A 20,445-nucleotide genomic window follows, 5' to 3' on the forward strand; every position below is an offset into this window, starting at 1 on the left:
CAAATGGTTTCGCGAAACCAATCCCTTTCGGAGCGCGGGCAACTCGACCTATTCCGGGCGCTGCCTGGCGACTTCGCCCCACGAGACGCGCAGGATCTCATGGCCTATCCGTTCTTCTCCCTTTCCAAGACCCATCGCGTCACCCCGATCGATTTTGCAGCGGGCAACGTCACGATCCGGGTCGAAGCCGTACCCGATCATGGGATGGCGACCATCTGGGACGCTGACATCCTGATCTGGGCCGCGAGCCAGATCGTCGAGGCGCGCGACACCGGGCTTCGTACCTCGCGCCTGATGGCCGCCACGCCCTATGAGATTCTCACCTTCGTCGGCCGCGGCAAGAGCCTGCGCGACTATCAACGCCTGAAGGCGGCGCTTGACCGGCTGCAGTCGACCACCGTCTCGACGACCATCCGTCAGCCCGCCGAGGGCAGGCGTCACCGGTTCTCATGGATCAACGAGTGGCAGGAGCGCATCGATCGCCATGGCAAACCCGCGGGGATCGAGTTGATCGTCCCCGACTGGTTCTACCAGGCAGTCCTCGATGACGCGCTCGTGCTGACGATCGATCGCGCCTATTTCGAGCTGACCGGCGGGCTGGAGCGCTGGCTATATCGGCTGGTGCGCAAGCATGGCGGACGCCAGCGCGACGGCTGGCGCTTCGACTTCCGTCATCTTCACCAGAAATCCGGCAGCCTGTCGCCCCACAAGCGCTTTGCCTTCGAGCTGCGCGACATCATCCGCCGCCAGCCGCTGCCCGGCTACACGCTCTTCCTCGAAGTGGAGATGGGCGGCCGGACGCTGCTCGCCTTCGAGCGGATCGGCTCCTGTGGAAGGCCTGTGGACGGCCTCGTGCTATCGGGAACCGGACCTGTCGTGCCATCGGGAACCGCAGGCTCGTGCTATCAGGAACCCAAACGGGATCTAACCCTAGGGAAGCAAAGCCGAAATCGCGCCCTTAACTTAGAATCTAACCCAGAGTCTAACTTTGAAGAGAGCGCGCGCGATGTGCAGAGGCTCATCCGACGAACCAGCGACGCACCCAGCATAGACACCGACAAGACTTCGAATGCGCCATCGGTTTCTGACGGCAGCAGCACGGCAACCAGCGTCTCCGAAGCCCCGAATCCGCCTCTTGATCCGCGCTCGGGAGCCACCCGATGATCGCCGCCACGCACCACGCTCGCGACGAACTCGTCCATGTCGAACTGACCTGGGTCGAGAAGAAAATTGAGAACTGGATACGCTTCGGCACCCACGCCAAGGAACAGATCGTTGATCGTCGCCGGCGCATCCTGTCCTATCGCCCCGGCGCGGTCTTCGCGCTCGTTCGCTGGGCCGCGAACGATTTTGGAACGATCATCTCACGCATAGATATCGTGCGTGCGGTCGCACGTGGCGATGCCTATCAGACACTGCCCTTCGTGCGCCCCGGCGGCGACATCCTTCTGAAGGTCGAGAGCTGGCCCAAGGTCGAACGCGTGCTGCAGGCGATCGACGCCATCCAGCGCCTCGACATCGACCCTGAGTTGGTGTCGCCCGATCATTGGCGGCACATCCACAACCGGATAACCGCCGGCCAGGAGCCGCGCAGCTACACACTCGACCAGCATCGCGCCTTCCTGCTGCGCAAGGGGACCGAGCCGTGACGCGCGCCGCGATCATCCTGGCCAGCGTTGTCGCAACCATCAGCGTCGGCTATCCCGCCCTCACTTCGATGCCCACGAAGCTCATCTGGAATGCGTCGGCGAGCGCACCGATCGGCTTCTACACGATCGACTTCGACGGACCTTTCGAGGTCACCGATCTTGTCGCCGTCGACGCGCCTGAGCCACTCGCCGCGTTCCTCGCTGATCGCGGCTATCTGCCGAGGGGCGTGCCACTCTTGAAGCGCATCCTTGGCGTTTCGGGGCAACGTGTCTGTCGCTTGAACCTCACCATCACCGTCGATGGCGTCGAGGCGGGCGTGGCGCTCGAGCGTGATCTGGCCGGCCGTGACCTGCCTGTCTGGCAGGGCTGCCGCCGCATCCCGACCGGCGAAGTCTTCCTGATGAACTGGCAGGTCCGCGACAGCCTCGACGGCCGTTACTTCGGCCTCCTCTCCACGAGCCAGATCATCGGCCGCGCCATCCCGCTGTGGACGGACGAGGGCGGCAACGGCCGCTTCGAATGGCGCGCGTCAACGCGGTGAGCGCGCGACCGGCGGCGCGCGTCGTGCCGCCAGCCATCATCACCGCACCATCGAAAACAGGAGCATGACATGCAGCAGATCGGAGAATTCACGCGCCAGAAGACTGGCTATAGCGGGCGCATCCACACGCTCAGCCTCAACCTGGATATCGCCATCGTGGCGGCAGAGGCGAGCGAAACGGAGAATGCGCCGGACTACCGCGTTCACGCCGGAAGCGATGACGGCCCCGAGATCGGCGCCGGCTGGAAACGCTCCAGCGAGAAGGCCGGAGACTATGTCTCGATCCAGCTCGACGACCCGACGTTCGCGCAGCCGATACGCGCGAACCTTTTTCGCAATGGCGACGACAAGTCGTCCTGGTCGCTACACTGGTCGCGCCCGCGCGACCGCAGCGAGAAGGATTGACCGATGCGCGATCGCCGTCCGTCGACGAGCCATCACGGTGCGCCCGGGCCGCTTCGCGCGGCCCGGCGCATGGCTCTCTTCCTCCTTTGCGGCCTGTCCGTCGCGACCGCCATGCCGGCGGCGACCTTGGCGCAGGACTTGGTCCTCGCGCGGTCGTCGCAGCGCGATCCGTTCGGCGCGCATATCGCAGAAGCCTCGCACCGCTTCGGCGTTCCGACCGCGTGGATACGCGCCGTCATGCGCAAGGAGAGTGGGGGTGACGCGCGCGCCGTCTCCAGCGCTGGTGCCCGCGGCTTGATGCAGATCATGCCCGGCACATGGGATGATCTGCGCGCCCGCTGGTCGCTTGGGCGCGATCCGTTCGATCCTCGCGACAATATCATGGCTGGAACGGCGTATCTGCGCGAACTGCACGATCGCTACGGTTCGCCGGGGTTTCTGGCCGCCTACAACGCCGGGCCTGCACGCTACGAAGCCTACCTCACTGGCCGTCCGTTACCGGCCGAGACCCGCGCCTATGTCGCAGCCCTTGCCCCGCTTGTCGGAGGCCGCGCGACCACCCGCCCTTTCGCCGTCACGTCTGTCGAGGCCATTCCCTGGAAGCACGGCTCGCTCTTCGTAGGTCAGCCGGATCGCATACAAGCTGTCGCTCTCGTGCCGACCGAACGACCACCAAGTGACGCGAGCTCTGCACCCATCGTGCGCGATGTCTCCGCCATCGTGCCGCTGTCCGGAGGCCTCTTCGTGGCGCGAGCGGGCGAAGGGATCCAGCCATGAGCGCGCATGGGCGTTTTCGCGCAACCGCAAGCTCCAGCGCACCGTGGCGTGGATGGAGGCGGAATGTGGGCAGAACAACCGGAAGATGGCGAGATAAAAGGCCGCGAGGTGCGGCGTCGGTCGGTTGTGTTGTTTCAATGGGTTATGAAGCATTTCCACGAGGTGCGAAGATTTGGCGCACCGCGCCAGAACACCGATTTGCCTGTGATTTCCGTGGCTTGACACGATGTACGGATCTTCGCCATGAACGGTGAGGATGGTTTCCGTATCCGGCCCGGCCGCATCCGCTCGCCCAGCGCCCAGCGTGCCAGGCCCTTCATCGCGCAGGCGCTTGCGGCCGCCCGGAAGGCCGGCGCCCGCATCTCTCGCTCCGGCCGGATCAGTCCCGGCAATCGCTCGACCTTCGGGCGCGGTCGCTCGGCCAGCGTGCGCGCCAATCGTCTCCTGACCGGACGCTCGCGAACCGTGATCATCAAGACACGGCTGGTGCGCCATCACGCGCGCGGCGCCCCGCTTGCCGCCCATCTCACCTACCTGCGCCGCGAGGGCGTCACCCGTGACGGGGAGAAGGCAAGGCTGTTCGGGCCGGAAGGCGGGGAGGTGGATGGCGGTGCTTTTGCCGAGCGGTGCGGCGACGATCGGCACCACTTCCGCTTCATCGTCTCGCCGGAAGACGCCGTCGACATGGCTGATCTCAAATCCTTCGCCCGCGACCTGATGGGCCAGATGGAAAAGGACCTCGGCACGAAGCTCGATTGGGCGGGCGTCGATCACTGGAACACCGACAACCCCCACCTCCACATCATCCTGCGCGGCCAAACTGATGACGGGCAGGATCTCGTGATCTCCCGCGATTACATCAAGGAGGGGATGCGCGCCCGTGCGGCCGATCTCGTTACCCAGGAGCTCGGCCCGCGCAGCGATCTCGACATCCATCGCAATCTGCAGCGCCAGGTCGAAGCCGAGCGCTGGACCCAGCTTGACCGGCAGCTTGTTCGCAACGGGCGCGACCGAGGCGTCATCGACCTTGCCACCGCCGCGAACGCCCAGCCCGACGAGTATCAGGTGCTGAAGGTCGGGCGGGTGCGCAAGCTCGAAACCCTTGGTCTTGCCGAACAGGTCGGCCCGGGCCAGTGGATGATCGACGACAAGGCCGAGGCGACGCTGCGTGAGCTTGGCGAACGCGGCGACATCATCAAGCGGATGCACCGTGCCTTGTCCGAACAGGGCATCGAGCGCGGCTCGGCCAACTATGTGCTGGCGGCGGAGCGCCTCGATACGCCGATCGTCGGTCGGCTGGTCGACCGCGGCCTTGATGACGAGCTGAAGGGCAGCGCCTACGCCGTGGTCGATGGCACCGATGGCCGCACACATCACGTCAAGCTGTCCGACCTCGACGCAGCCGGCGACAGCGTTCCGGGTTCGATCGTCGAGCTGCGCAAGTTCCATGACGCGAAGGGGAAGGGGCGCGTGGCGCTCGCTGTCCGTTCCGATCTCGATATTGAGCGGCAGGTCACGGCCGCCGGCGCGACCTGGCTCGACCGTCAGAATATCGCCCGCGAACCGATTGCACTCTCGGAAGGTGGCTTCGGCGCCGAGGTGCGGCGCGCGATGCAGCGCCGTGCCGACCATCTCGTCGACCGGGGTCTCGGCGAGCGGCATGGCCAACGCGTCAGGTTCACGCCCAACCTGATCGACACGCTGCGTCGTCGCGAGGTGGAGGCGCTCGGGCAAAAGCTCTCGGCCGAAACCGGCCAGCCTTTCAACCGCGCCCGCGGCGGCGAGTTCGTCGCCGGTTCCTACCGGCAACGCTTCCTGCTCGCCTCCGGCCGATTCGCCATGATCGATGATGGCCTCGGTTTCCAACTGGTGCCCTGGACGCCGTCCCTGGAAAAGCATCTTGGCCGCCACGTCTCTGGCGTCGCTCGCAATGACATCGGCATCGAGTGGAGTTTTGCCCGCAAGCGAGGCCTCGGCCTCTGACCTCATGTTGAAGAAAGGACCGCTTCCATGTCCGCCACCAAGATACTCTGGGGCCAGATCCTCGCGGTCTTCGCGATCGTACTTTTTACGACCTGGGGCGCGACGGAATGGGTAGCCTGGCGCCTGGCATTCCAGCCCGAGCTTGGCAGGCCATGGTTCCATGTCCTCGGCTTTCCGTTTTACCTTCCGCCGTCCTTCTTCTGGTGGTGGTATGGCTTCGATGCCTACGCGCCGTCGATCTTCGTGGAGGGCGCCTTTATTGCGGCGTCCGGCGGTTTCGCCTGCGTCGCCGTCGCCATCGGCATGTCGGTCTGGCGGGCACGCGAGGCCAAGAAGGTCGAGACCTACGGCTCCGCCCGCTGGGCCGACAAGCAGGAGGTCAAGGCAACTGGCCTTCTCGAACCCGATGGTGTGGTGCTTGGACGATATGACGGTGCCTATCTGCGCCACGACGGGCCGGAGCATGTGCTGTGCTTCGCGCCCACACGTTCGGGCAAGGGTGTCGGCCTTGTCGTCCCGTCGCTGCTGACCTGGCCGAGTTCAGCCGTTGTCCATGACATCAAGGGCGAAAACTGGCAGCTCACCGCGGGCTTCCGCGCCAGGCATGGCCGGGTCCTGCTCTTCGATCCCACCAATCCGAAATCCTCTTCCTACAACCCGCTGCTCGAGGTGCGTCGCGGCGAATGGGAAGTCCGCGACGTGCAAAACATCGCTGACATCCTGGTCGATCCCGAAGGCTCGCTCGAGCGGCGAAACCATTGGGAGAAAACCAGCCATGCTCTGCTGGTCGGCGCGATCCTGCATGTTCTCTATGCCGAGCCGGACAAGACGCTTGCCGGCGTTGCCGGTTTCCTCTCCGATCCAAAGCGTCCGATCGAATCGACGCTGTCTGCGATGATGAAAACGGCGCATCTGGGTGAGGGCGGTCCGCACCCGGTCATCGCCAGCGCCGCCCGAGAACTCTTGAACAAATCCGACAACGAACGCTCTGGCGTGCTCTCCACAGCCATGTCGTTCCTTGGCCTCTATCGCGATCCTGTCGTGGCCGAGGTCACGCGCCGCTGCGACTGGCGCATCACGGATCTTGTCGACGACAAGCATCCGACGACACTCTACCTCGTCGTGCCGCCGTCCGACATCAACCGGACCAAGCCGCTCATTCGCCTGATCCTCAATCAGATCGGTCGCCGTTTGACCGAAGATCTGCAGGTGAGGGCGAAAGGGCACCGGCTGCTTTTGATGCTCGACGAGTTCCCGGCCCTTGGACGTCTCGACTTCTTCGAGTCGGCGCTCGCCTTCATGGCCGGCTACGGACTGAAAAGCTTCCTGATCGCTCAATCCCTCAATCAGATCGAGAGGGCGTACGGTGCTAACAACTCAATCCTCGACAACTGCCACGTCCGGGTAAGCTTTGCCACCAACGACGAGCGCACCGCCAAGCGCGTGTCCGATGCGCTCGGAACAGCGACCGAGATGAGGGCCATGAGGAACTATGCCGGCCACCGGCTGTCGCCGTGGCTTGGTCATCTCATGGTCTCCCGCTCGGAGACGGCTCGCCCGCTGCTCACGCCGGGTGAAGTGATGCAGCTGCCTGCCACCGACGAGATTGTCATGGTCTCGGGTGCGCCGCCGATCCGCGCCAAAAAGGCGCGCTATCATGAGGATGCACGCTTCAAGGAGCGTATCCTGCCGCCTCCGGCGTTGGTGGCGGCCGCGGAGGGGAGGCCCGACGACTGGACCAAACTGCCTCTGCCTTCCCGTCCCCGAATTGCCGAAGCCATGTCGGCGCCGTCGGCAGCGGATGAGGACCAAACTGATTCCGAACGTCGTCGGCAACCTGAGCTCAGTCGCGTCGAGTTGGTCGCGAAGCCTGCGATCGAAAACGAATTCGAGATCGATCACCAGGACGACGTGGAAGACAGTGTTGCCCGCAATCGTCGATTGACGCGCCTCATGCAAGGCATTGCGCGGCAGGCGTCGCTCGATCCCGGCGACGGTGTGGATATGTGAGGCTCCGATGGCAAAGCCACCCCGCAAACAACGCCTGTCCGTCTATCTCGATCCGAGGGTCATGACCAGGCTCGCCGAACATGCCGCACGCCGAGATCTTTCGCGATCGCTCGTCGCGGAGGCGGCGATCGAATCGTTCCTCTCACCCGATGCCGCCGAGCGACAGGAGGCGGCGATCACCAAACGGCTCGATCAACTCGATCGCCGTACGGCACGCCAGGAGCGCGATGTTGGAATTGCGGTGGAGACGCTCGCCGTCTTCGTCCGCTTCTGGTTGGCGACAACGCCAGCTTTGCCAGAGCCTGCGGCCCAGGCTGCCCACGCCAAAGCGGCCGAGCGCTATGATGCCTTTGTCACCGCCCTCGGCCGGCGCCTGGCGAAAGGTCCAAAGCTTCGACAGGAAATTTCCGAGGACATCGATAGCGGCCCGGACACACTCCAGCCCGGCAGGCCAGTGGGCTAAATGGACGGGCGGAATGAGATCTTGCCCGCATCGATATGGCAGAAAGATCAAGGCGTTGGAATGATGTGTTGTTGTCATAGATCACGCTTTGCCGACCTGCTGAGTTTGCAGCCGCAGGGTGGGGTCGCTTCACGGGAAGCACATGAGCGCTGTGGCAACCACGGGACGGACCTGGCGCGAACTCCGCAAATTTAAGATCCCGTCAACATGAAGGACCACGCTCTTCAAGAGCTTCCACGATCACTTCGAAAAACAGCCGTTTTCACCCGAATCGGCTATTTTCGACGGCCAAGCGGTGTCGGGATTCGTCGTTGAAATTATAGTCTGTATGCTATAAGGCAGGGGGAGAATGAAGAACCAAAAGCCCGCTGTATGGATGGGGTCGTCGAAGGCCGACCTGCGCGAGTTTCCGGTCGAAGTTCGCCGGTTGATGGGTGTCGCAATCAACGATGCCCAGAATGGTGAGGAGCACCCGGCTGCCAAAGCCCTGAAAGGGTTTGGGGGCCGCAGCATCCTCGAGGTGGTCGACGACTTCGACGGAGATACCTACCGGGCCGTCTATGCGGTGCGCTTTGCCGGGGTGATCTACGTGCTTCATTGCTTCCAGAAGAAGTCGAAGAAGGGCAGGGAGACGCCCAAGCACGAAATCGATCTCGTGACAGTGCGATTGAAGGCGGCCGAGGCGCACTACCGCGAAAGGATCAAGGTCATGACAGAAGACATCACCGCCGAAGTGAGCAGCGGCAACGTGTTTGCGGACCTCGGCTTTGACAATCCCGAGGAGGAATTGCTCAAGGCCAAGCTGGCCCGCGAGATCCGCGCCATTATCAAGCGCCGGCGCCTGACCCAGGCGAAGTCGGCTGAACTGCTCGGAATGAAACAGCCCGACGTCTCCGCGATCGTCACCGGGCGCACGGCTAAGTTTTCAATAGACAGGCTGGTTCGCTGTCTGGACCGGCTCGACTACAAGGTCGACGTAGTGGTTCGCCACAAGCCTCGACGGTCAACTCGTGCTGAGGCCGCTTGATCAGGCGGCTTGCCGACGAGCGGACAGTTGATTGTCCAGGTTTGGATGGGCCCAACGGCGACCAGGACGGTAGGATTAGAAAGCACGGGAACACGACGATGGACACCCTTCGTCAGACCTACGGCGACAATTTCGCAGCTGGGGTTCGCAGCGACGCGAAGCGCGATCTCACCACGGCTATCGGCTCCGATGGTGATAGTGGCGGGTCCACCGAGGTCGAGATAGCCGCGATCCCAAAGATCGGCACCTCGACGATGCGCCAGCGGCCGATCACCTGACAGTTCGCCGGCGCGCTCATGTTGGTACCGCCAGCAACTTCGCCACCCGTACGAGAGTGTAGGCGGCATTGAAGGTGCCTGCTGTCTCTATGACTGCAGGCGCGGCGAGCTCGCATTTCAGTGCTGGGATTGCATCTGCGAAATTCCTGCGTATCCTGCTTATGCGCATGTGAGCATAAGGTGGCGCCTGGCGCCCTGATTGGCCACCACACTAAGAACCACCGTCGGGATGGCGACCGACAGGCTGATGTCACAGAACGCCACTCCAAGAAGGATGATCCTCTCATGGATTCCAATGCCATTATTGCGTCCCTGCCGGTTGCAGGGGCCGACCGCGCTGTACTGATCGACGCCGCCAACGCCGCGTTCGAGCGTGTTATTGAGCGGATTGAACCGAACAATGAGGAACTGACCCGAAGCCTTTGGGATGCCGGTGACTACATCGACAGTTGGCTGGCCACCGACCTAGTCGACAAGCTGCCGATGCCGCGCGACGAGGTTGCCTACTACGTCGATGTATTTCTGGTGCATCATGTCATTGGTCTGGCGGATGAGGCAGACAGGGAGGCCGCCGAACCGCAGCCTTGAACGCCCCAAGGCGATAATCGGCTCAGACCTTGTCAGTTGCGGCCGCGTCAGCCTGTTGCACCGTTCTTGAGGACGGCGCGATCAAAAGGGTAACCTTTACCGCCACCTCTTCGAGGGTGGCGGTAAGCCGGTTGATCTGCGAGGTGGTTGCCGCCAGTTCCGGGCCGTAGCGGGTGACGAGATATTCCCGATTCTGGCTGAGGGATTGAAGATGATTGGCGGTTTTCGCGCGAAGGCGCAGCCCCACTTCCAGGGCGCGCTCCGTCCGCTCCGCCAAGTTGTGCTGCATCTTCCGGATTTGATTGGGATTGTGCCCGCGGTGGAGCAAAAGCGCGGTCAGATAGAGTTCGATCGCGTGGATGGCGGAGAGTCTGAACGGCGCCCGAGTAAGCGGCTTGCCTGATCGGCCGAGCTGAAGGAGCAGGGTTGCCGCCTTGCGGTACTCTTCGGCCAGTTCATGGATCTGCTGCGGGGAGGCCAGCTCTCCTGGATAGTTGTGTTCTGTCATCACCATTTACGCAATGTAGAAGGGCACCGTTTGCGGTAGTAAGCATCCCACGCCAACCCAACGTCAGCAAATGTTGTCCTAGCTCAACGCTCTCTGGAACGGATTTGCCTCAAGTTCGTCAGCCTTGATTGCCGAGCGGCACCGCCAATCTCCTGTATTTGCACGCTACGCCACTACGCCTCGATATAGGTGTTGAAACCACTCGAGATGCGGCTCTCTTAATCATCCCCGTCCAGGGGCCGCCCATGTTCCCCGGATCGAAACGGGGACAGGATGGCAGCTTCGCCTCACAATTCAGACGGTCTGGCGCGCGGCGCACGCATGCTGCGCACAGCGCTGGGATCGGCGATCGCGAGCTATCTCGACGACGCGGGCATCGTCGAAGTAATGCTCAACCCCGATGGACGTTTGTGGATCGATCGCCTGTCCGAGGGGTTGTCCGACACGGGAGAGCGCCTGTCGGCGGCGGACGGCGAGCGCATCGTTCGCCTCGTTGCTCATCATGTCGGTGCTGAAGTCCATGCCGGCGCCCCACGCGTCTCGGCCGAGCTGCCCGAGACAGGGGAGCGGTTCGAGGGGCTTCTTCCTCCCGTCGTCGCGGCGCCTGCCTTCGCGATCCGCAAGCCTGCCGTCGCCATCTTCACCCTTGAAGATTATGTCGCGACCGGGATCATGTCGGGGCAGCAGGCGGACGCGCTGCGCCAGGGCGTTGCCAACCGCGCGAACATCCTCGTTGCGGGTGGCACATCCACGGGCAAGACAACGCTTATCAACGCGCTGCTGGCCGAAGTGGCCAAGACTGCCGATCGCGTCGTCATCATCGAGGATACGCGCGAACTGCAATGCGCCGCGCGAAATCTCGTGGCGATGCGAACGAAAGACGGCGTCGCCTCGCTCTCCGATCTCGTTCGTTCATCGCTGCGCCTGCGCCCCGACCGCATTCCGGTCGGCGAGGTGCGCGGAGCCGAGGCGCTCGAACTGCTGAAGGCCTGGGGCACCGGCCACCCCGGCGGCCTCGGCACGATCCACGCAGGCAGCGCCATTGGCGCGCTGCGACGGATGGAACAGCTCATCCAGGAAGCCGTCGTCACGGTTCCACGCGCTCTGATCGCCGAAACGATCGACCTGATTGCCGTCCTTTCCGGCCGCGGCTCCGCGCGCCGGCTGTCCGAACTCGCCCGTGTCGATGGCCTTCGCCCGGACGGCGATTACCGGGTCGCTCCAGCCGTCCACGAGGGCGACGACAGCCCGACCTTGCTCATCCAAAGCCCTGAAGGAGAAAATCCGTGATCCAACGCCTGCGCCTCGCGCGTCATCGTCTCACCATGACCGTTTCCGTTCCCACGCTCATCCTCGTGATGGTCGCGCCCGCTTTTGCCTCCGGCTCGTCGATGCCGTGGGAACAGCCGCTGCAACAGATACTCCAGTCGATCGAAGGCCCGGTCGCCAAGATCATGGCGGTGATCATCATCATCGTCACCGGCCTGACACTCGCCTTCGGCGACACGTCGGGCGGATTCCGCCGGCTCATACAGATCGTGTTCGGCCTGTCCATCGCCTTCGCGGCGTCGAGCTTCTTCCTGTCATTCTTCTCGTTCGGCGGCGGAGCGCTGATCTGATGGCGGGTTCGGTCGAACAGGGCGGCCCAATGCCCGATTATGCAGTGCCGGGCTATACGGTCCTCGTGCACCGCGCGCTGACCGAGCCGATCCTGCTCGGCGGCGCCCCGCGCGCCATCGCCATCATGAACGGGACGCTCGCGGGCGCCGTGGGGCTGGGACTGCGTCTGTGGCTGGTCGGCCTCGCAATCTGGGCGATCGGCCATGTTGCCGCCGTCTGGGCCGCCAAGCGCGATCCGCTTTTCGCCGACGTCGTTCGCCGGCATCTGCGCATCCCGGCGCATCTCACGATCTGAGCGAGGTCGCAACGATGATGAACCTTGCCGAATATCGCAACCGTAGCAGCCGGCTCGCCGACTTCCTGCCCTGGGTGGCATTGGTCGGCGCCGGCATCGTCCTCAACAAGGACGGCAGCTTCCAGCGCACCGCGCGTTTCCGCGGCCCCGATCTCGACAGCGCCGTTCCGGCCGAACTGGTCGCCGTCGCCGGCCGGCTCAACAATGCCTTCCGCCGTCTGGGGTCCGGCTGGGCGATCTACGTGGAGGCGCAGCGCCATGCTTCGACCCGCTATCCCGACAGCCACTTTCCGGATGCGGCCTCGACGCTGGTCGATGCGGAGCGAAAGGCGGGCTTCGAGGAGGCCGGCGCGCACTTCGAGTCCAGCTACTTCCTGACGCTCACCTATCTTGCGCCCGCCGAAGACACCGCCCGTGCGGAAAGCTGGCTCTACGAAGGCCGCGAGAAGAAGGGCCTCGACCCCAATGCGGTGCTGACCGGGTTCACTGACCGCAGCGACCGCGTCCTGCGCCTTGTCGAAGCCTTCATGCCGGAGTGCCGCTGGCTCGATGACGCCGAGACGTTGACCTATCTGCATGGCTGCGTCTCGACCAATCGCCACCGTGTCCGCGTTCCCGAAACGCCGATGTATCTCGATGCCATGCTGGTCGACCAGCCGCTGACCGGCGGTCTTGAGCCGCGGCTTGGCGCGTCGCATCTGCGCATTCTGACCGTCACGGGGTTCCCGACCGCGACCACGCCGGGTCTGCTCGACGAACTGAACCGGCTGGCCTTCCCGTATCGCTGGTCGACACGCGCGATCCTGCTCGACAAGACCGATGCGACCAGGCTGCTGACAAAGATCCGGCGTCAATGGTTCGCCAAGCGCAAATCGGTCGCCGCGATCCTCAAGGAGGTGATGACCAACGAGGCGTCTGTCCTCGTGGACACCGACGCCGCAAACAAGGCCGCCGATGCCGACATGGCGCTGCAGGAACTCGGCGCCGACTATGCCGGCATGGCCTATGTCACCGCGACGGTGACGGTTTGGGACGATGATCCCGGCATCGCCGACGAAAAACTGCGCCGGGTCGAAAAGGTCATCCAGGGCCGCGATTTCACGGCGATGATCGAGACCATCAACGCCGTCGACGCGTGGCTCGGCAGTCTGCCGGGTCATGTCTACGCCAACGTCCGTCAGCCTCCCATCTCCACCCTCAATCTCGCCCACATCATTCCGCTTTCCGCGGTGTGGGCGGGGCCGGAACGGGACGAGCATTTTGCAGCGCCCCCTCTGCTCTTCGGCAAGACCGAAGGCTCGACCCCGTTCCGGCTTTCGCTTCACGTCGGTGACGTCGGCCATACGCTGATCGTCGGCCCGACCGGCGCCGGCAAGTCCGTGCTCCTGGCACTGATGGCGCTGCAGTTCCGCCGCTACGCAGGGTCACAGGTTTTCGCCTTCGATTTCGGCGGCTCGATCCGCGCCGCGGCGCTCGCCATGGGCGGCGACTGGCACGATCTCGGCGGCGATCTCAGCGATGGGGCGATCGACAGCGTTAGCCTTCAGCCGTTCGCCCGCATTCATGATGTCCCCGAGCGCGCCTGGGCCGCAGACTGGATCGTGGCGATCCTGACGCGCGAGAATGTGACGATCACCCCTGAAGTCAAGGAGCATATCTGGACGGCGTTGAGCTCTCTGGCGTCCGCGCCCGTCGAGGAGCGGACGATCACCGGTCTGGCCGTGCTATTGCAATCAAACGATCTCAAGCAGGCATTGCGCCCCTATTGCGTTGGAGGTCCCTACGGCCGGTTGCTCGATGCCGAGCGCGAGCATCTCGGATCGGCGTCGGTCCAGGCATTCGAAACCGAAGGGCTGATCGGGACGGGTGCTGCGCCCGCGGTCCTGTCCTATCTCTTCCATCGCATCGAGGGCCGGCTTGATGGCTCGCCAACCCTTCTCATCATCGACGAAGGCTGGCTTGCGCTGGACGATGACGGCTTTGCCGGCCAGCTCCGCGAGTGGCTGAAGACGCTGCGCAAGAAGAACGCCAGCGTCATCTTCGCCACGCAGTCACTCAGCGACATCGATGGCTCGGCGATCGCGCCGGCAATCATCGAGAGCTGCCAGACCCGGCTTCTCCTGCCCAACGAGCGCGCCATCGAGCCGCAGATCACATCGATCTATCGCCGCTTCGGCCTCAACGACCGGCAGATCGAGATCATAGCCCGCGCAATGCCGAAGCGCGATTACTACTGCCAGTCCCGTCGCGGCAACCGGCTGTTCGAGCTCGGCCTGTCGGATGTGGCACTCGCGCTCTGCGCTGTATCCGCCAAGACCGACCAGGCCGCGATCGCCCGCATCGTCGCCGAGCATGGCCGCGACGGCTTCCTCGCCGCGTGGCTCAACCACCGTGGCGTCGCCTGGGCCGCCGAACTCGTTCCCGCACTAGCCAGCCCCGCCCCCACCAATAAGGAGAAATCCCAATGAAAATGCGCCGTTCACTTGCCGTGCGGTTCGCTGCCGCCCTGCTTGCCGCCCCCGCCGCGCTTTCGCCGATGCTGGCGACGCCCGCACAGGCGTTGATCGTTTTCGATCCCTCGAACTATACGCAGAACGTCCTGACGGCAGCGCGCTCGCTTCAGCAGATCACCAACCAGATCACCTCGCTTCAGAATGAAGCGCAGATGCTCATCAACCAGGCCCGGAATCTCGCGAGCCTGCCGTTCTCCTCGCTGCAACAGCTCCAGCAGTCGGTGCAGCGTACGCAGCAATTGCTCGGCCAGGCGCAGAACATTGCCTATGACGTCCAGCAGATCGATCAGGCTTTCCAGCAGAAATACGGCAACGTCTCGCTGTCGGCTTCGGATCAGCAACTCATTGCCGACGCGCGCTCGCGCTGGGGCAACACGGTTGGTGGCCTTCAGGATGCCATGCGTGTGCAGGCGGGCGTCGTTGGCAACATCGACACCAATCGCAACGAGATGTCGGCGCTGGTCGGCCAGAGCCAGGGTGCGACGGGCGCGCTTCAGGCAGCACAGGCCGGCAACCAGCTCCTCGCGCTCCAAGTGCAGCAACTCGCCGATCTCACCGCTGTGGTTGCCGCCAACGGTCGGGCGCAGGCATTGCAATCGGCCGAACAGGCCGCCGCCGCCGAGCAGGGAAGGGAGCAGCGCCGCCGCTTCCTGACGCAGGGCTCGGGCTACCAGCCCGGCAATGCGCAGATGTTCCAAGGCAAGAACTGAGGCCGGCGCGATGGATGGCCAGATCTTCGCTAGTGTCAGTGCAGTCGTCTTCATCGCGGTCGCTTTGACAGTGACCGCAATCGAGATGAGCAGAAAGGACGTTGAGCCCGGCGCCCCGGCGACACGGGATCCCTCCGTCGCGTCACAAGACCCGCTCGCGGCCGTTTTGCGCCGCTGTTCCGGGCTCGGCGAGGCCGGCCCCCGCGATCCCGGTTGCTTGAAAGCATGGGCAGAAGGCCGGCGCCGGTTTCTCGGTCAACGTGGCGCGGCAACCGCGCCTGCTCCGGTGGCGCCGACAACCTTGTTTCCAAATGTGGCGGCGTCGGCCGCCCGGAAGGAAGGGCAGGGGACGGATGTGACCGCTCCCGCGATGCAGGTCGAGCCGCCTCGGCCGGAGGCCCGCTGACATGGGCGGCATGGGCGTCATCGACCATTTCCTCGAAGTCTTCACGCGCTACATCGACAGCGGCTTCGGCCTGCTCGGCGGCGAGGTCGGCTTCATCGCCACAACCCTGATCGTCATCGACGTGACATTGGCTGCGCTCTTCTGGTCCTGGGGTGCGCACGACGACATCATTGCTCGCCTCGTCAAGAAGACCCTGTTCGTCGGGGTTTTTGCCTATCTCATCTCCAACTGGAACAATCTCGCCCGCATCGTCTTCGAAAGTTTCGCCGGGCTTGGCCTGAAGGCCTCGGGTACGGGTTTTACCGTCAACGACCTCATGCGCCCGGGCAAGGTGGCGCAGACCGGGCTTGACGCCGGACGGCCGTTGTTGGACTCGATCTCGAACCTGATGGGCTATTGGTCCTTCTTCGAGAACTTCATCCAGATCGCCTGCATGTTCTTCGCCTGGGCGCTGGTGCTGCTGGCCTTCTTCATCCTGGCGATCCAGCTCTTCGTCACGCTGATCGAGTTCAAGCTGACGACGCTTGCCGGTTTCGTGCTGATCCCCTTCGGCCTGTTCGGCAAGTCCGCCTTCATGGCCGAGCGCGTGCTTGGCAACGTCATCTCGTCCGGCATCAAGGTGCTGGTGCTCGCCGTCATCATCGGCATAGGCTCGACCCTCTTTTCCGAGTTCACCGCAGGCTTCGGCGGCAACACGCCGTCGATCGACGATGCCATGGCGATCGTGCTGGCCGCGCTGTCGCTTCTCGGCCTTGGCATCTTTGGACCGGGTATTGCCACCGGTCTCGTCTCCGGCGGCCCGCAACTCGGCGCGGGCGCGGCGGTCGGCGCCGGGCTCGCCGCCGGCGGCATGGGAGCAGTGGGCGCCGCGGCCGCCGGCGCCGTGATGTCCGGCGGCGCGGCTGTCAACGGCGGTGCTGCAGCGGCGGCCCGTGGCGGTGCCGCGACCGCGGGCAGGGCATCCACAGCCTACAATCTCGGCGCGGCCGGAGAGTCTGGTTTTTCCGGCGTCGCATCCGGGCTCGGCGGTGTCATCAGCGCCGGCGCCCAGGGTGCCATCTCACCGCTCAAGCGCGCGTCCAATAATGCGGCAGGCAGCATGAAGCACAGCTACCAGTCCGGCGCTCGCGCGGCCTTCGAGACGACGGGCGGATCATCCACCGCTGGCACAATCGGCGCGGACACCGGCGAAGCCGGCTCCGCTCCGGTCGCGTCTTCCGTAGCCGAAAGTCAGCCCGCCTGGGCGAAGCGCATGAAGCGCTCGCAACAGATGACCCATGGCGTCCAGGCCGCCGCCCACGCCGTTCGCAGTGGCGACAGCCATGGCGGCGGCTCATCGATCAACCTCTCTGAAAGAGACTAAGCATGTTCAAACGACCGTCCACGCACTACGGCAGATCCCCACAACCCGAGACGCCCTACCAACGCGCTGCACAGGTCTGGGACGAGCGCATCGGTTCGGCTCGCGTGCAGGCGCGCAATTGGCGTTACATGGCCTTCGGTTGCCTGGCGCTCGCCGCCGGGTTCTCCGCCGCGCTCGTGTGGCAATCCGCCAACGGCTCGATCGTGCCCTGGGTGGTGCAGGTCGATCGTCTCGGCCAGGCGCAGGCTGTCGCCCCCGCGGTCGGCGACTATCAGCCCAATGATCCGCAGATCGCTTTCTACCTGGCGCACTTCATCGAACAGGTGAGGTCTATCCCCGCCGATCCGGTCATTGTGCGGCAGAACTGGCTGCGCGCCTACGACTTCGCGACGCAGGGCGGGGCGCTGGCTCTCAACGACTATGCGCGCGCCAATGACCCGTTCACCAAGGTCGGCAAACAACAGGTCGCGGTCGACGTGTCGTCGGTCATCCGCGCATCCCCGGTGAGCTTCCGCATCGCCTGGGTCGAACGCCGCTATCAGGACGGTTCCCTCGCTTCGACGGAGCGTTGGTCTGCGATCCTCACAATTGTCGTGCAGCCCCCGCGCGACGCCGACGCACTGAGGAAGAACCCGCTCGGCATCTACATCAACGCCATCAACTGGTCGAAGGAGCTTGGACAATGACCCCCGCACTCTTCAAGGCCGCCCTACGGGGGTGTCCAACTTTCCTCATCCACGCAGTGCCGGCTATCCGCAAGATAGCCTTTCCAGCATTTCTGCTTTGCACGTCGGTGCTTGCAGGCTGTGCCACCAGGCAGAAGCCGCCGGAGATTTCCTATGACGATCCGATCCCGGCGGTGCAAGCCGTCGATCCGCCCCCGCCCGTCAAGGTGGTCGAGTTGTCAAAGCCGCTGCCTCTTCCCGGCCAGTTGAAGCCGGTCGGCAAGGGCGCAAAGCCCGAGCCGGAACCGACCGATCCGGCCGCGCGCGTGAACCTGGCCAACGCCGCAGCGCGCGTTCAGCCTGTGCGCAATGGCTTCATCAACTCGATGCAGGTCTATCCGTTCGTCGATGGCGCGCTCTATCAGGTCTACGCATCGCCGGGGCAAATCACCGACATCGCGCTCCAGCCCGGCGAGCAGCTCGTCGGCTCCGGTCCCGTCGCCGCCGGCGACACCGTGCGCTGGATCATCGGCGATACCGAGAGCGGTGCGGGCGGGGCCAAGCAGGTCCATATCCTCGTCAAGCCCACGCGCGCCGAACTGATAACCAATCTCGTCATCAATACCGATCGGCGCACCTACCACATGGAACTGCGCTCGACGCCGTCCACTTATATGGCATCGGTTTCCTGGCAATACCCGCAGGACCAACTCATTGCCTTGCGCCGTCAGAACCAGGAGGCTGAAGCCGCACAGCCGGTCTCGACGGGCATCGATCTTTCTCGCGTCAATTTCCGCTACGACGTGACGGGCGATCGCGCACCGTGGCGGCCGCTGCGCGCCTTTGACGATGGCAAGCAGGTGTTCATCGAGTTCCCGCGAGGCATCGGCCAGGGCGAGATGCCGCCACTCTTCGTGGTCGGGCCGCAAGGCGACACGTCGGAACTGGTGAACTATCGCGTCCGCGGCAACTACATGATCGTCGACCGGCTGTTTGCCGCCGCCGAGTTGCGTTTCGGCGCCGGCAAGAACCAGAAGCGCGTCCGCGTCTCCCGCACCGATGGGGTGAAGAGCAGTCGATTTTCATGGATGCGTGGCCCTGGTACGAGCCCGCCTGCGACGTACCTCCGAACTGGCAGGGGAGGGTCGTCATCGTGAGCAACACATTCGACCCCGGGAAGGGAGAAGACCGGGGGCCAGCGAATGACGCCCGGCCGGACACACCGGTCGAGGATGACCCCCGGCCTTTGACGGGCGAGCCGGCCGCGGCCATGCGGCTGCGCGCCGAGCCGCCGCGCGTGACGCGTCTGTCCCGCAAGGCGCTGGCCGGATTGGGGCTCGCCGCCAGCCTGACTGTCGGCGGGGCGTTGCTTTATGCGCTGCAGAACCGTCAGCAAGGCCAGGGGCAGGAGCTGTATTCAACCGATAACCGTTCGACGCCCGATGGGCTCGCCGGCCTGCCTAAGGACTATGCGGGCGTTCCAAAACTTGGCCCACCGCTTCCCGGCGATCTCGGCCGCCCGATCCTCGCCGCACAGAATGGCGGCCCCGCGCCATCGACCGGCCTGGTTGGACCGGACCCGGAGCAGCAGCGCCGGGAACAGGAGCTGGAAGCGGCGAGGACCGCGCGTCTGTTCGCGTCCACGCAAACACGGCCCGCCAGTGACGCAACGGTCGCCCGAGCCGCGACAGACGCCATGCCACAGACCGATCTCGCCAGTCTTGGCCTCGCGCCGCCCGCGACGCCCTCGGCGCAGGACCGCCAGCTCGCATTCCTCGATCAGACGCCGGACAAGCGTACCGTCTCGCCTGATCGCGTCGCGCCGCCGGCATCGAAGAACGTCCTGCAGGCGGGCGCCGTCATCGCAGCCGCCCTCATCACCGGCATTCGCTCCGACCTGCCGGGCCAGATTACCGCGCAGGTAACGGAGAATGTCTATGACAGCCCAACCGGCCACATTCTTCTCATTCCGCAGGGCACGCGCCTCCTTGGCCAGTATGACAATGGCGTCGGCTTCGGCCAGCGTCGCGTGTTGCTGGTCTGGACCAGGCTGATTTTTCCTGACGGTCGCTCCATCGTCCTGGAACGTGAGCCCGGCGCGGACGCCGAGGGCTATGCTGGCCTCGAGGATGGCGTCGACTACCACTGGGGCGAGCTCTTCAAGGCTGCAGCACTTTCCACGGTCCTGAGCATCGGGGCGCAGGCTGGCTCATCGGGCCAGGAGAGCGACATCCTGCGCGCTTTGCGCCAGGGCGCCTCCGACAGCATCAGCCAGACGGGCCAGCAGATCGTCCAGCGGCAGCTCAACATAGCGCCGACGCTCACCATCAGACCGGGATTCCCGGTGCGCGTCATCGTCACGCGCGATCTCGTGCTTGAACCTTACGGAGGCTGGAAAAAATGGCCAAGCTGAAACTGGGCCCGATTGCCGACGACAAACCTGTCAAGGTGATGGTGGAACTCCCCGCGGCATTGCACCGTGACCTGACCGCCTATGCCGAGATACTCGGCCGCGACGCGGGACAACGGCCCGCCGACGCGACGCGCCTCATCGTTGCGATGTTGGAAAGGTTCATCGCGACGGATCGGGGCTTTGCCAGGGCAAAGCGTTCGAACGGTGGTTAGAAACCGGACCACTGAGGC

Annotated in this window: 24 protein-coding genes; 23 read left to right on the forward strand and 1 reads right to left on the reverse strand. The window is 64.4% G+C overall.

Annotation, left to right across the window (positions count from 1 at the left end; genetic code table 11):
- Window positions 1–3 precede the first annotated feature (3 nt).
- The 12 genes from AC0NIH_RS21320 to AC0NIH_RS21375 all read left to right on the forward strand — a co-directional run bounded on the left by AC0NIH_RS21320 (window position 4) and on the right by AC0NIH_RS21375 (window position 9,722).
- On the forward strand, window positions 4–1,164 hold the full coding sequence (locus tag AC0NIH_RS21320) for a replication initiator protein A (RefSeq protein WP_473464821.1): 1,161 nt from the start codon (window positions 4–6) through the stop codon (window positions 1,162–1,164).
- Window positions 1,161–1,649, forward strand: a complete 489-nt coding sequence (locus AC0NIH_RS21325) for a DUF2840 domain-containing protein (RefSeq protein ID WP_473464818.1) — start codon at window positions 1,161–1,163, stop codon at window positions 1,647–1,649. The genes AC0NIH_RS21320 and AC0NIH_RS21325 overlap by 4 nt, the downstream gene beginning before the upstream one ends.
- Window positions 1,646–2,191, forward strand: a complete 546-nt coding sequence (locus AC0NIH_RS21330; RefSeq protein WP_473464816.1) for a S26 family signal peptidase — start codon at window positions 1,646–1,648, stop codon at window positions 2,189–2,191. Before AC0NIH_RS21325 ends, AC0NIH_RS21330 begins: the two co-directional genes overlap by 4 nt.
- 69 nt (window positions 2,192–2,260) lie before the next feature.
- A complete protein-coding gene (locus tag AC0NIH_RS21335; RefSeq protein WP_473464813.1) occupies window positions 2,261–2,596 on the forward strand; it encodes a DUF736 domain-containing protein in 336 nt (111 codons plus the stop codon).
- A gap of 3 nt (window positions 2,597–2,599) precedes the next feature.
- Window positions 2,600–3,373: a lytic transglycosylase domain-containing protein gene (locus AC0NIH_RS21340; protein WP_473464810.1), complete on the forward strand. Its 774-nt coding sequence runs from the start codon at window positions 2,600–2,602 to the stop codon at window positions 3,371–3,373.
- Window positions 3,374–3,436: 63 nt separating this feature from the next.
- On the forward strand, window positions 3,437–3,595 hold the full coding sequence (locus tag AC0NIH_RS21345; protein ID WP_473562696.1) for a hypothetical protein: 159 nt from the start codon (window positions 3,437–3,439) through the stop codon (window positions 3,593–3,595).
- A 21-nt stretch (window positions 3,596–3,616) separates the two neighbouring features.
- Window positions 3,617–5,356 (forward strand): relaxase/mobilization nuclease domain-containing protein, encoded by a 1,740-nt coding sequence (locus AC0NIH_RS21350; protein WP_473464808.1) that lies wholly within the window; start codon window positions 3,617–3,619, stop codon window positions 5,354–5,356.
- 27 nt (window positions 5,357–5,383) lie between these two features.
- Window positions 5,384–7,366: a conjugal transfer protein TraG gene (locus AC0NIH_RS21355; protein WP_473464806.1), complete on the forward strand. Its 1,983-nt coding sequence runs from the start codon at window positions 5,384–5,386 to the stop codon at window positions 7,364–7,366.
- 7 nt (window positions 7,367–7,373) lie between these two features.
- Window positions 7,374–7,829 carry a CopG family transcriptional regulator gene (locus tag AC0NIH_RS21360; RefSeq protein WP_473464803.1) on the forward strand — a complete coding sequence of 152 codons (456 nt, stop codon included), beginning with the start codon at window positions 7,374–7,376 and terminating at the stop codon, window positions 7,827–7,829.
- A 349-nt stretch (window positions 7,830–8,178) separates the two neighbouring features.
- Entirely contained in the window at window positions 8,179–8,856 is a 678-nt protein-coding gene (locus AC0NIH_RS21365; RefSeq protein ID WP_473464800.1) for an XRE family transcriptional regulator, read from the forward strand.
- Between the two features lie 98 nt (window positions 8,857–8,954).
- Window positions 8,955–9,134, forward strand: a complete 180-nt coding sequence (locus AC0NIH_RS21370) for a hypothetical protein (protein WP_473464798.1) — start codon at window positions 8,955–8,957, stop codon at window positions 9,132–9,134.
- A gap of 285 nt (window positions 9,135–9,419) precedes the next feature.
- Window positions 9,420–9,722 (forward strand): hypothetical protein, encoded by a 303-nt coding sequence (locus AC0NIH_RS21375; protein WP_473464795.1) that lies wholly within the window; start codon window positions 9,420–9,422, stop codon window positions 9,720–9,722.
- A gap of 22 nt (window positions 9,723–9,744) precedes the next feature.
- Here the strand turns inward: AC0NIH_RS21375 and AC0NIH_RS21380 are convergent, their stop codons facing one another.
- Window positions 9,745–10,230 (reverse strand): hypothetical protein, encoded by a 486-nt coding sequence (locus AC0NIH_RS21380; RefSeq protein WP_473464792.1) that lies wholly within the window; start codon window positions 10,228–10,230, stop codon window positions 9,745–9,747.
- Window positions 10,231–10,503: 273 nt separating this feature from the next.
- On the opposite strand from AC0NIH_RS21380, the gene trbB reads away from it, so the two are divergent.
- The 11 genes from trbB to AC0NIH_RS21435 are packed head-to-tail and all read left to right on the forward strand — an operon-like array spanning window position 10,504 to window position 20,427.
- Entirely contained in the window at window positions 10,504–11,520 is a 1,017-nt protein-coding gene (gene trbB, locus AC0NIH_RS21385; RefSeq protein ID WP_473464789.1) for a P-type conjugative transfer ATPase TrbB, read from the forward strand.
- A 35-nt stretch (window positions 11,521–11,555) separates the two neighbouring features.
- Window positions 11,556–11,849, forward strand: a complete 294-nt coding sequence (locus AC0NIH_RS21390) for a TrbC/VirB2 family type IV secretion system protein (protein ID WP_473464867.1) — start codon at window positions 11,556–11,558, stop codon at window positions 11,847–11,849.
- On the forward strand, window positions 11,849–12,145 hold the full coding sequence (locus tag AC0NIH_RS21395) for a VirB3 family type IV secretion system protein (protein ID WP_473464787.1): 297 nt from the start codon (window positions 11,849–11,851) through the stop codon (window positions 12,143–12,145). Before AC0NIH_RS21390 ends, AC0NIH_RS21395 begins: the two co-directional genes overlap by 1 nt.
- Window positions 12,146–12,159: 14 nt before the next feature.
- Complete coding sequence (gene trbE / locus AC0NIH_RS21400; RefSeq protein ID WP_473464784.1) at window positions 12,160–14,613, forward strand: conjugal transfer protein TrbE; 2,454 nt, start codon at window positions 12,160–12,162, stop codon at window positions 14,611–14,613.
- Entirely contained in the window at window positions 14,610–15,368 is a 759-nt protein-coding gene (trbJ, locus tag AC0NIH_RS21405; protein WP_473464782.1) for a P-type conjugative transfer protein TrbJ, read from the forward strand. Before trbE ends, trbJ begins: the two co-directional genes overlap by 4 nt.
- 10 nt (window positions 15,369–15,378) lie before the next feature.
- On the forward strand, window positions 15,379–15,774 hold the full coding sequence (gene trbK-alt / locus AC0NIH_RS21410) for a putative entry exclusion protein TrbK-alt (RefSeq protein ID WP_474025056.1): 396 nt from the start codon (window positions 15,379–15,381) through the stop codon (window positions 15,772–15,774).
- Window position 15,775: 1 nt separating this feature from the next.
- Window positions 15,776–17,137: a P-type conjugative transfer protein TrbL gene (gene trbL / locus AC0NIH_RS21415; protein ID WP_473464777.1), complete on the forward strand. Its 1,362-nt coding sequence runs from the start codon at window positions 15,776–15,778 to the stop codon at window positions 17,135–17,137.
- A 2-nt stretch (window positions 17,138–17,139) separates the two neighbouring features.
- Complete coding sequence (trbF, locus tag AC0NIH_RS21420) at window positions 17,140–17,823, forward strand: conjugal transfer protein TrbF (RefSeq protein ID WP_473464775.1); 684 nt, start codon at window positions 17,140–17,142, stop codon at window positions 17,821–17,823.
- A complete protein-coding gene (gene trbG / locus AC0NIH_RS21425) occupies window positions 17,820–18,959 on the forward strand; it encodes a P-type conjugative transfer protein TrbG (RefSeq protein ID WP_473464772.1) in 1,140 nt (379 codons plus the stop codon). The genes trbF and trbG overlap by 4 nt, the downstream gene beginning before the upstream one ends.
- Complete coding sequence (locus tag AC0NIH_RS21430; RefSeq protein WP_473464865.1) at window positions 18,956–20,215, forward strand: TraB/TrbI/VirB10 family type IV secretion system protein; 1,260 nt, start codon at window positions 18,956–18,958, stop codon at window positions 20,213–20,215. The genes trbG and AC0NIH_RS21430 overlap by 4 nt, the downstream gene beginning before the upstream one ends.
- Window positions 20,203–20,427 (forward strand): DUF2274 domain-containing protein, encoded by a 225-nt coding sequence (locus AC0NIH_RS21435; RefSeq protein WP_473464769.1) that lies wholly within the window; start codon window positions 20,203–20,205, stop codon window positions 20,425–20,427. Before AC0NIH_RS21430 ends, AC0NIH_RS21435 begins: the two co-directional genes overlap by 13 nt.
- Window positions 20,428–20,445: the final 18 nt, after the last annotated feature.

This window comes from Mesorhizobium sp. WSM1386 (genome assembly GCF_055901595.1).

Excerpts from the sequence above, each read along its gene's own strand:
- AC0NIH_RS21320 (WP_473464821.1), top strand. The coding sequence starts at position 4 with ATGGTTTCGCGAAACCAATCCCTTTCGGAGCGCGGGCAACTCGACCTA.
- AC0NIH_RS21325 (WP_473464818.1), top strand. The coding sequence starts at position 1,161 with ATGATCGCCGCCACGCACCACGCTCGCGACGAACTCGTCCATGTCGAA.
- AC0NIH_RS21335 (WP_473464813.1), top strand. The coding sequence starts at position 2,261 with ATGCAGCAGATCGGAGAATTCACGCGCCAGAAGACTGGCTATAGCGGG.
- AC0NIH_RS21340 (WP_473464810.1), top strand. The coding sequence starts at position 2,600 with ATGCGCGATCGCCGTCCGTCGACGAGCCATCACGGTGCGCCCGGGCCG.
- AC0NIH_RS21345 (WP_473562696.1), top strand. The coding sequence starts at position 3,437 with ATGTGGGCAGAACAACCGGAAGATGGCGAGATAAAAGGCCGCGAGGTG.
- AC0NIH_RS21350 (WP_473464808.1), top strand. The coding sequence starts at position 3,617 with ATGAACGGTGAGGATGGTTTCCGTATCCGGCCCGGCCGCATCCGCTCG.
- AC0NIH_RS21355 (WP_473464806.1), top strand. The coding sequence starts at position 5,384 with ATGTCCGCCACCAAGATACTCTGGGGCCAGATCCTCGCGGTCTTCGCG.
- AC0NIH_RS21360 (WP_473464803.1), top strand. The coding sequence starts at position 7,374 with ATGGCAAAGCCACCCCGCAAACAACGCCTGTCCGTCTATCTCGATCCG.
- AC0NIH_RS21365 (WP_473464800.1), top strand. The coding sequence starts at position 8,179 with ATGAAGAACCAAAAGCCCGCTGTATGGATGGGGTCGTCGAAGGCCGAC.
- AC0NIH_RS21370 (WP_473464798.1), top strand. The coding sequence starts at position 8,955 with ATGGACACCCTTCGTCAGACCTACGGCGACAATTTCGCAGCTGGGGTT.
- AC0NIH_RS21375 (WP_473464795.1), top strand. The coding sequence starts at position 9,420 with ATGGATTCCAATGCCATTATTGCGTCCCTGCCGGTTGCAGGGGCCGAC.
- AC0NIH_RS21380 (WP_473464792.1), bottom strand. The coding sequence starts at position 10,230 with ATGACAGAACACAACTATCCAGGAGAGCTGGCCTCCCCGCAGCAGATC.
- trbB (WP_473464789.1), top strand. The coding sequence starts at position 10,504 with ATGGCAGCTTCGCCTCACAATTCAGACGGTCTGGCGCGCGGCGCACGC.
- AC0NIH_RS21390 (WP_473464867.1), top strand. The coding sequence starts at position 11,556 with ATGACCGTTTCCGTTCCCACGCTCATCCTCGTGATGGTCGCGCCCGCT.
- AC0NIH_RS21395 (WP_473464787.1), top strand. The coding sequence starts at position 11,849 with ATGGCGGGTTCGGTCGAACAGGGCGGCCCAATGCCCGATTATGCAGTG.
- trbE (WP_473464784.1), top strand. The coding sequence starts at position 12,160 with ATGATGAACCTTGCCGAATATCGCAACCGTAGCAGCCGGCTCGCCGAC.
- trbJ (WP_473464782.1), top strand. The coding sequence starts at position 14,610 with ATGAAAATGCGCCGTTCACTTGCCGTGCGGTTCGCTGCCGCCCTGCTT.
- trbK-alt (WP_474025056.1), top strand. The coding sequence starts at position 15,379 with ATGGATGGCCAGATCTTCGCTAGTGTCAGTGCAGTCGTCTTCATCGCG.
- trbL (WP_473464777.1), top strand. The coding sequence starts at position 15,776 with ATGGGCGGCATGGGCGTCATCGACCATTTCCTCGAAGTCTTCACGCGC.
- trbF (WP_473464775.1), top strand. The coding sequence starts at position 17,140 with ATGTTCAAACGACCGTCCACGCACTACGGCAGATCCCCACAACCCGAG.
- trbG (WP_473464772.1), top strand. The coding sequence starts at position 17,820 with ATGACCCCCGCACTCTTCAAGGCCGCCCTACGGGGGTGTCCAACTTTC.
- AC0NIH_RS21435 (WP_473464769.1), top strand. The coding sequence starts at position 20,203 with ATGGCCAAGCTGAAACTGGGCCCGATTGCCGACGACAAACCTGTCAAG.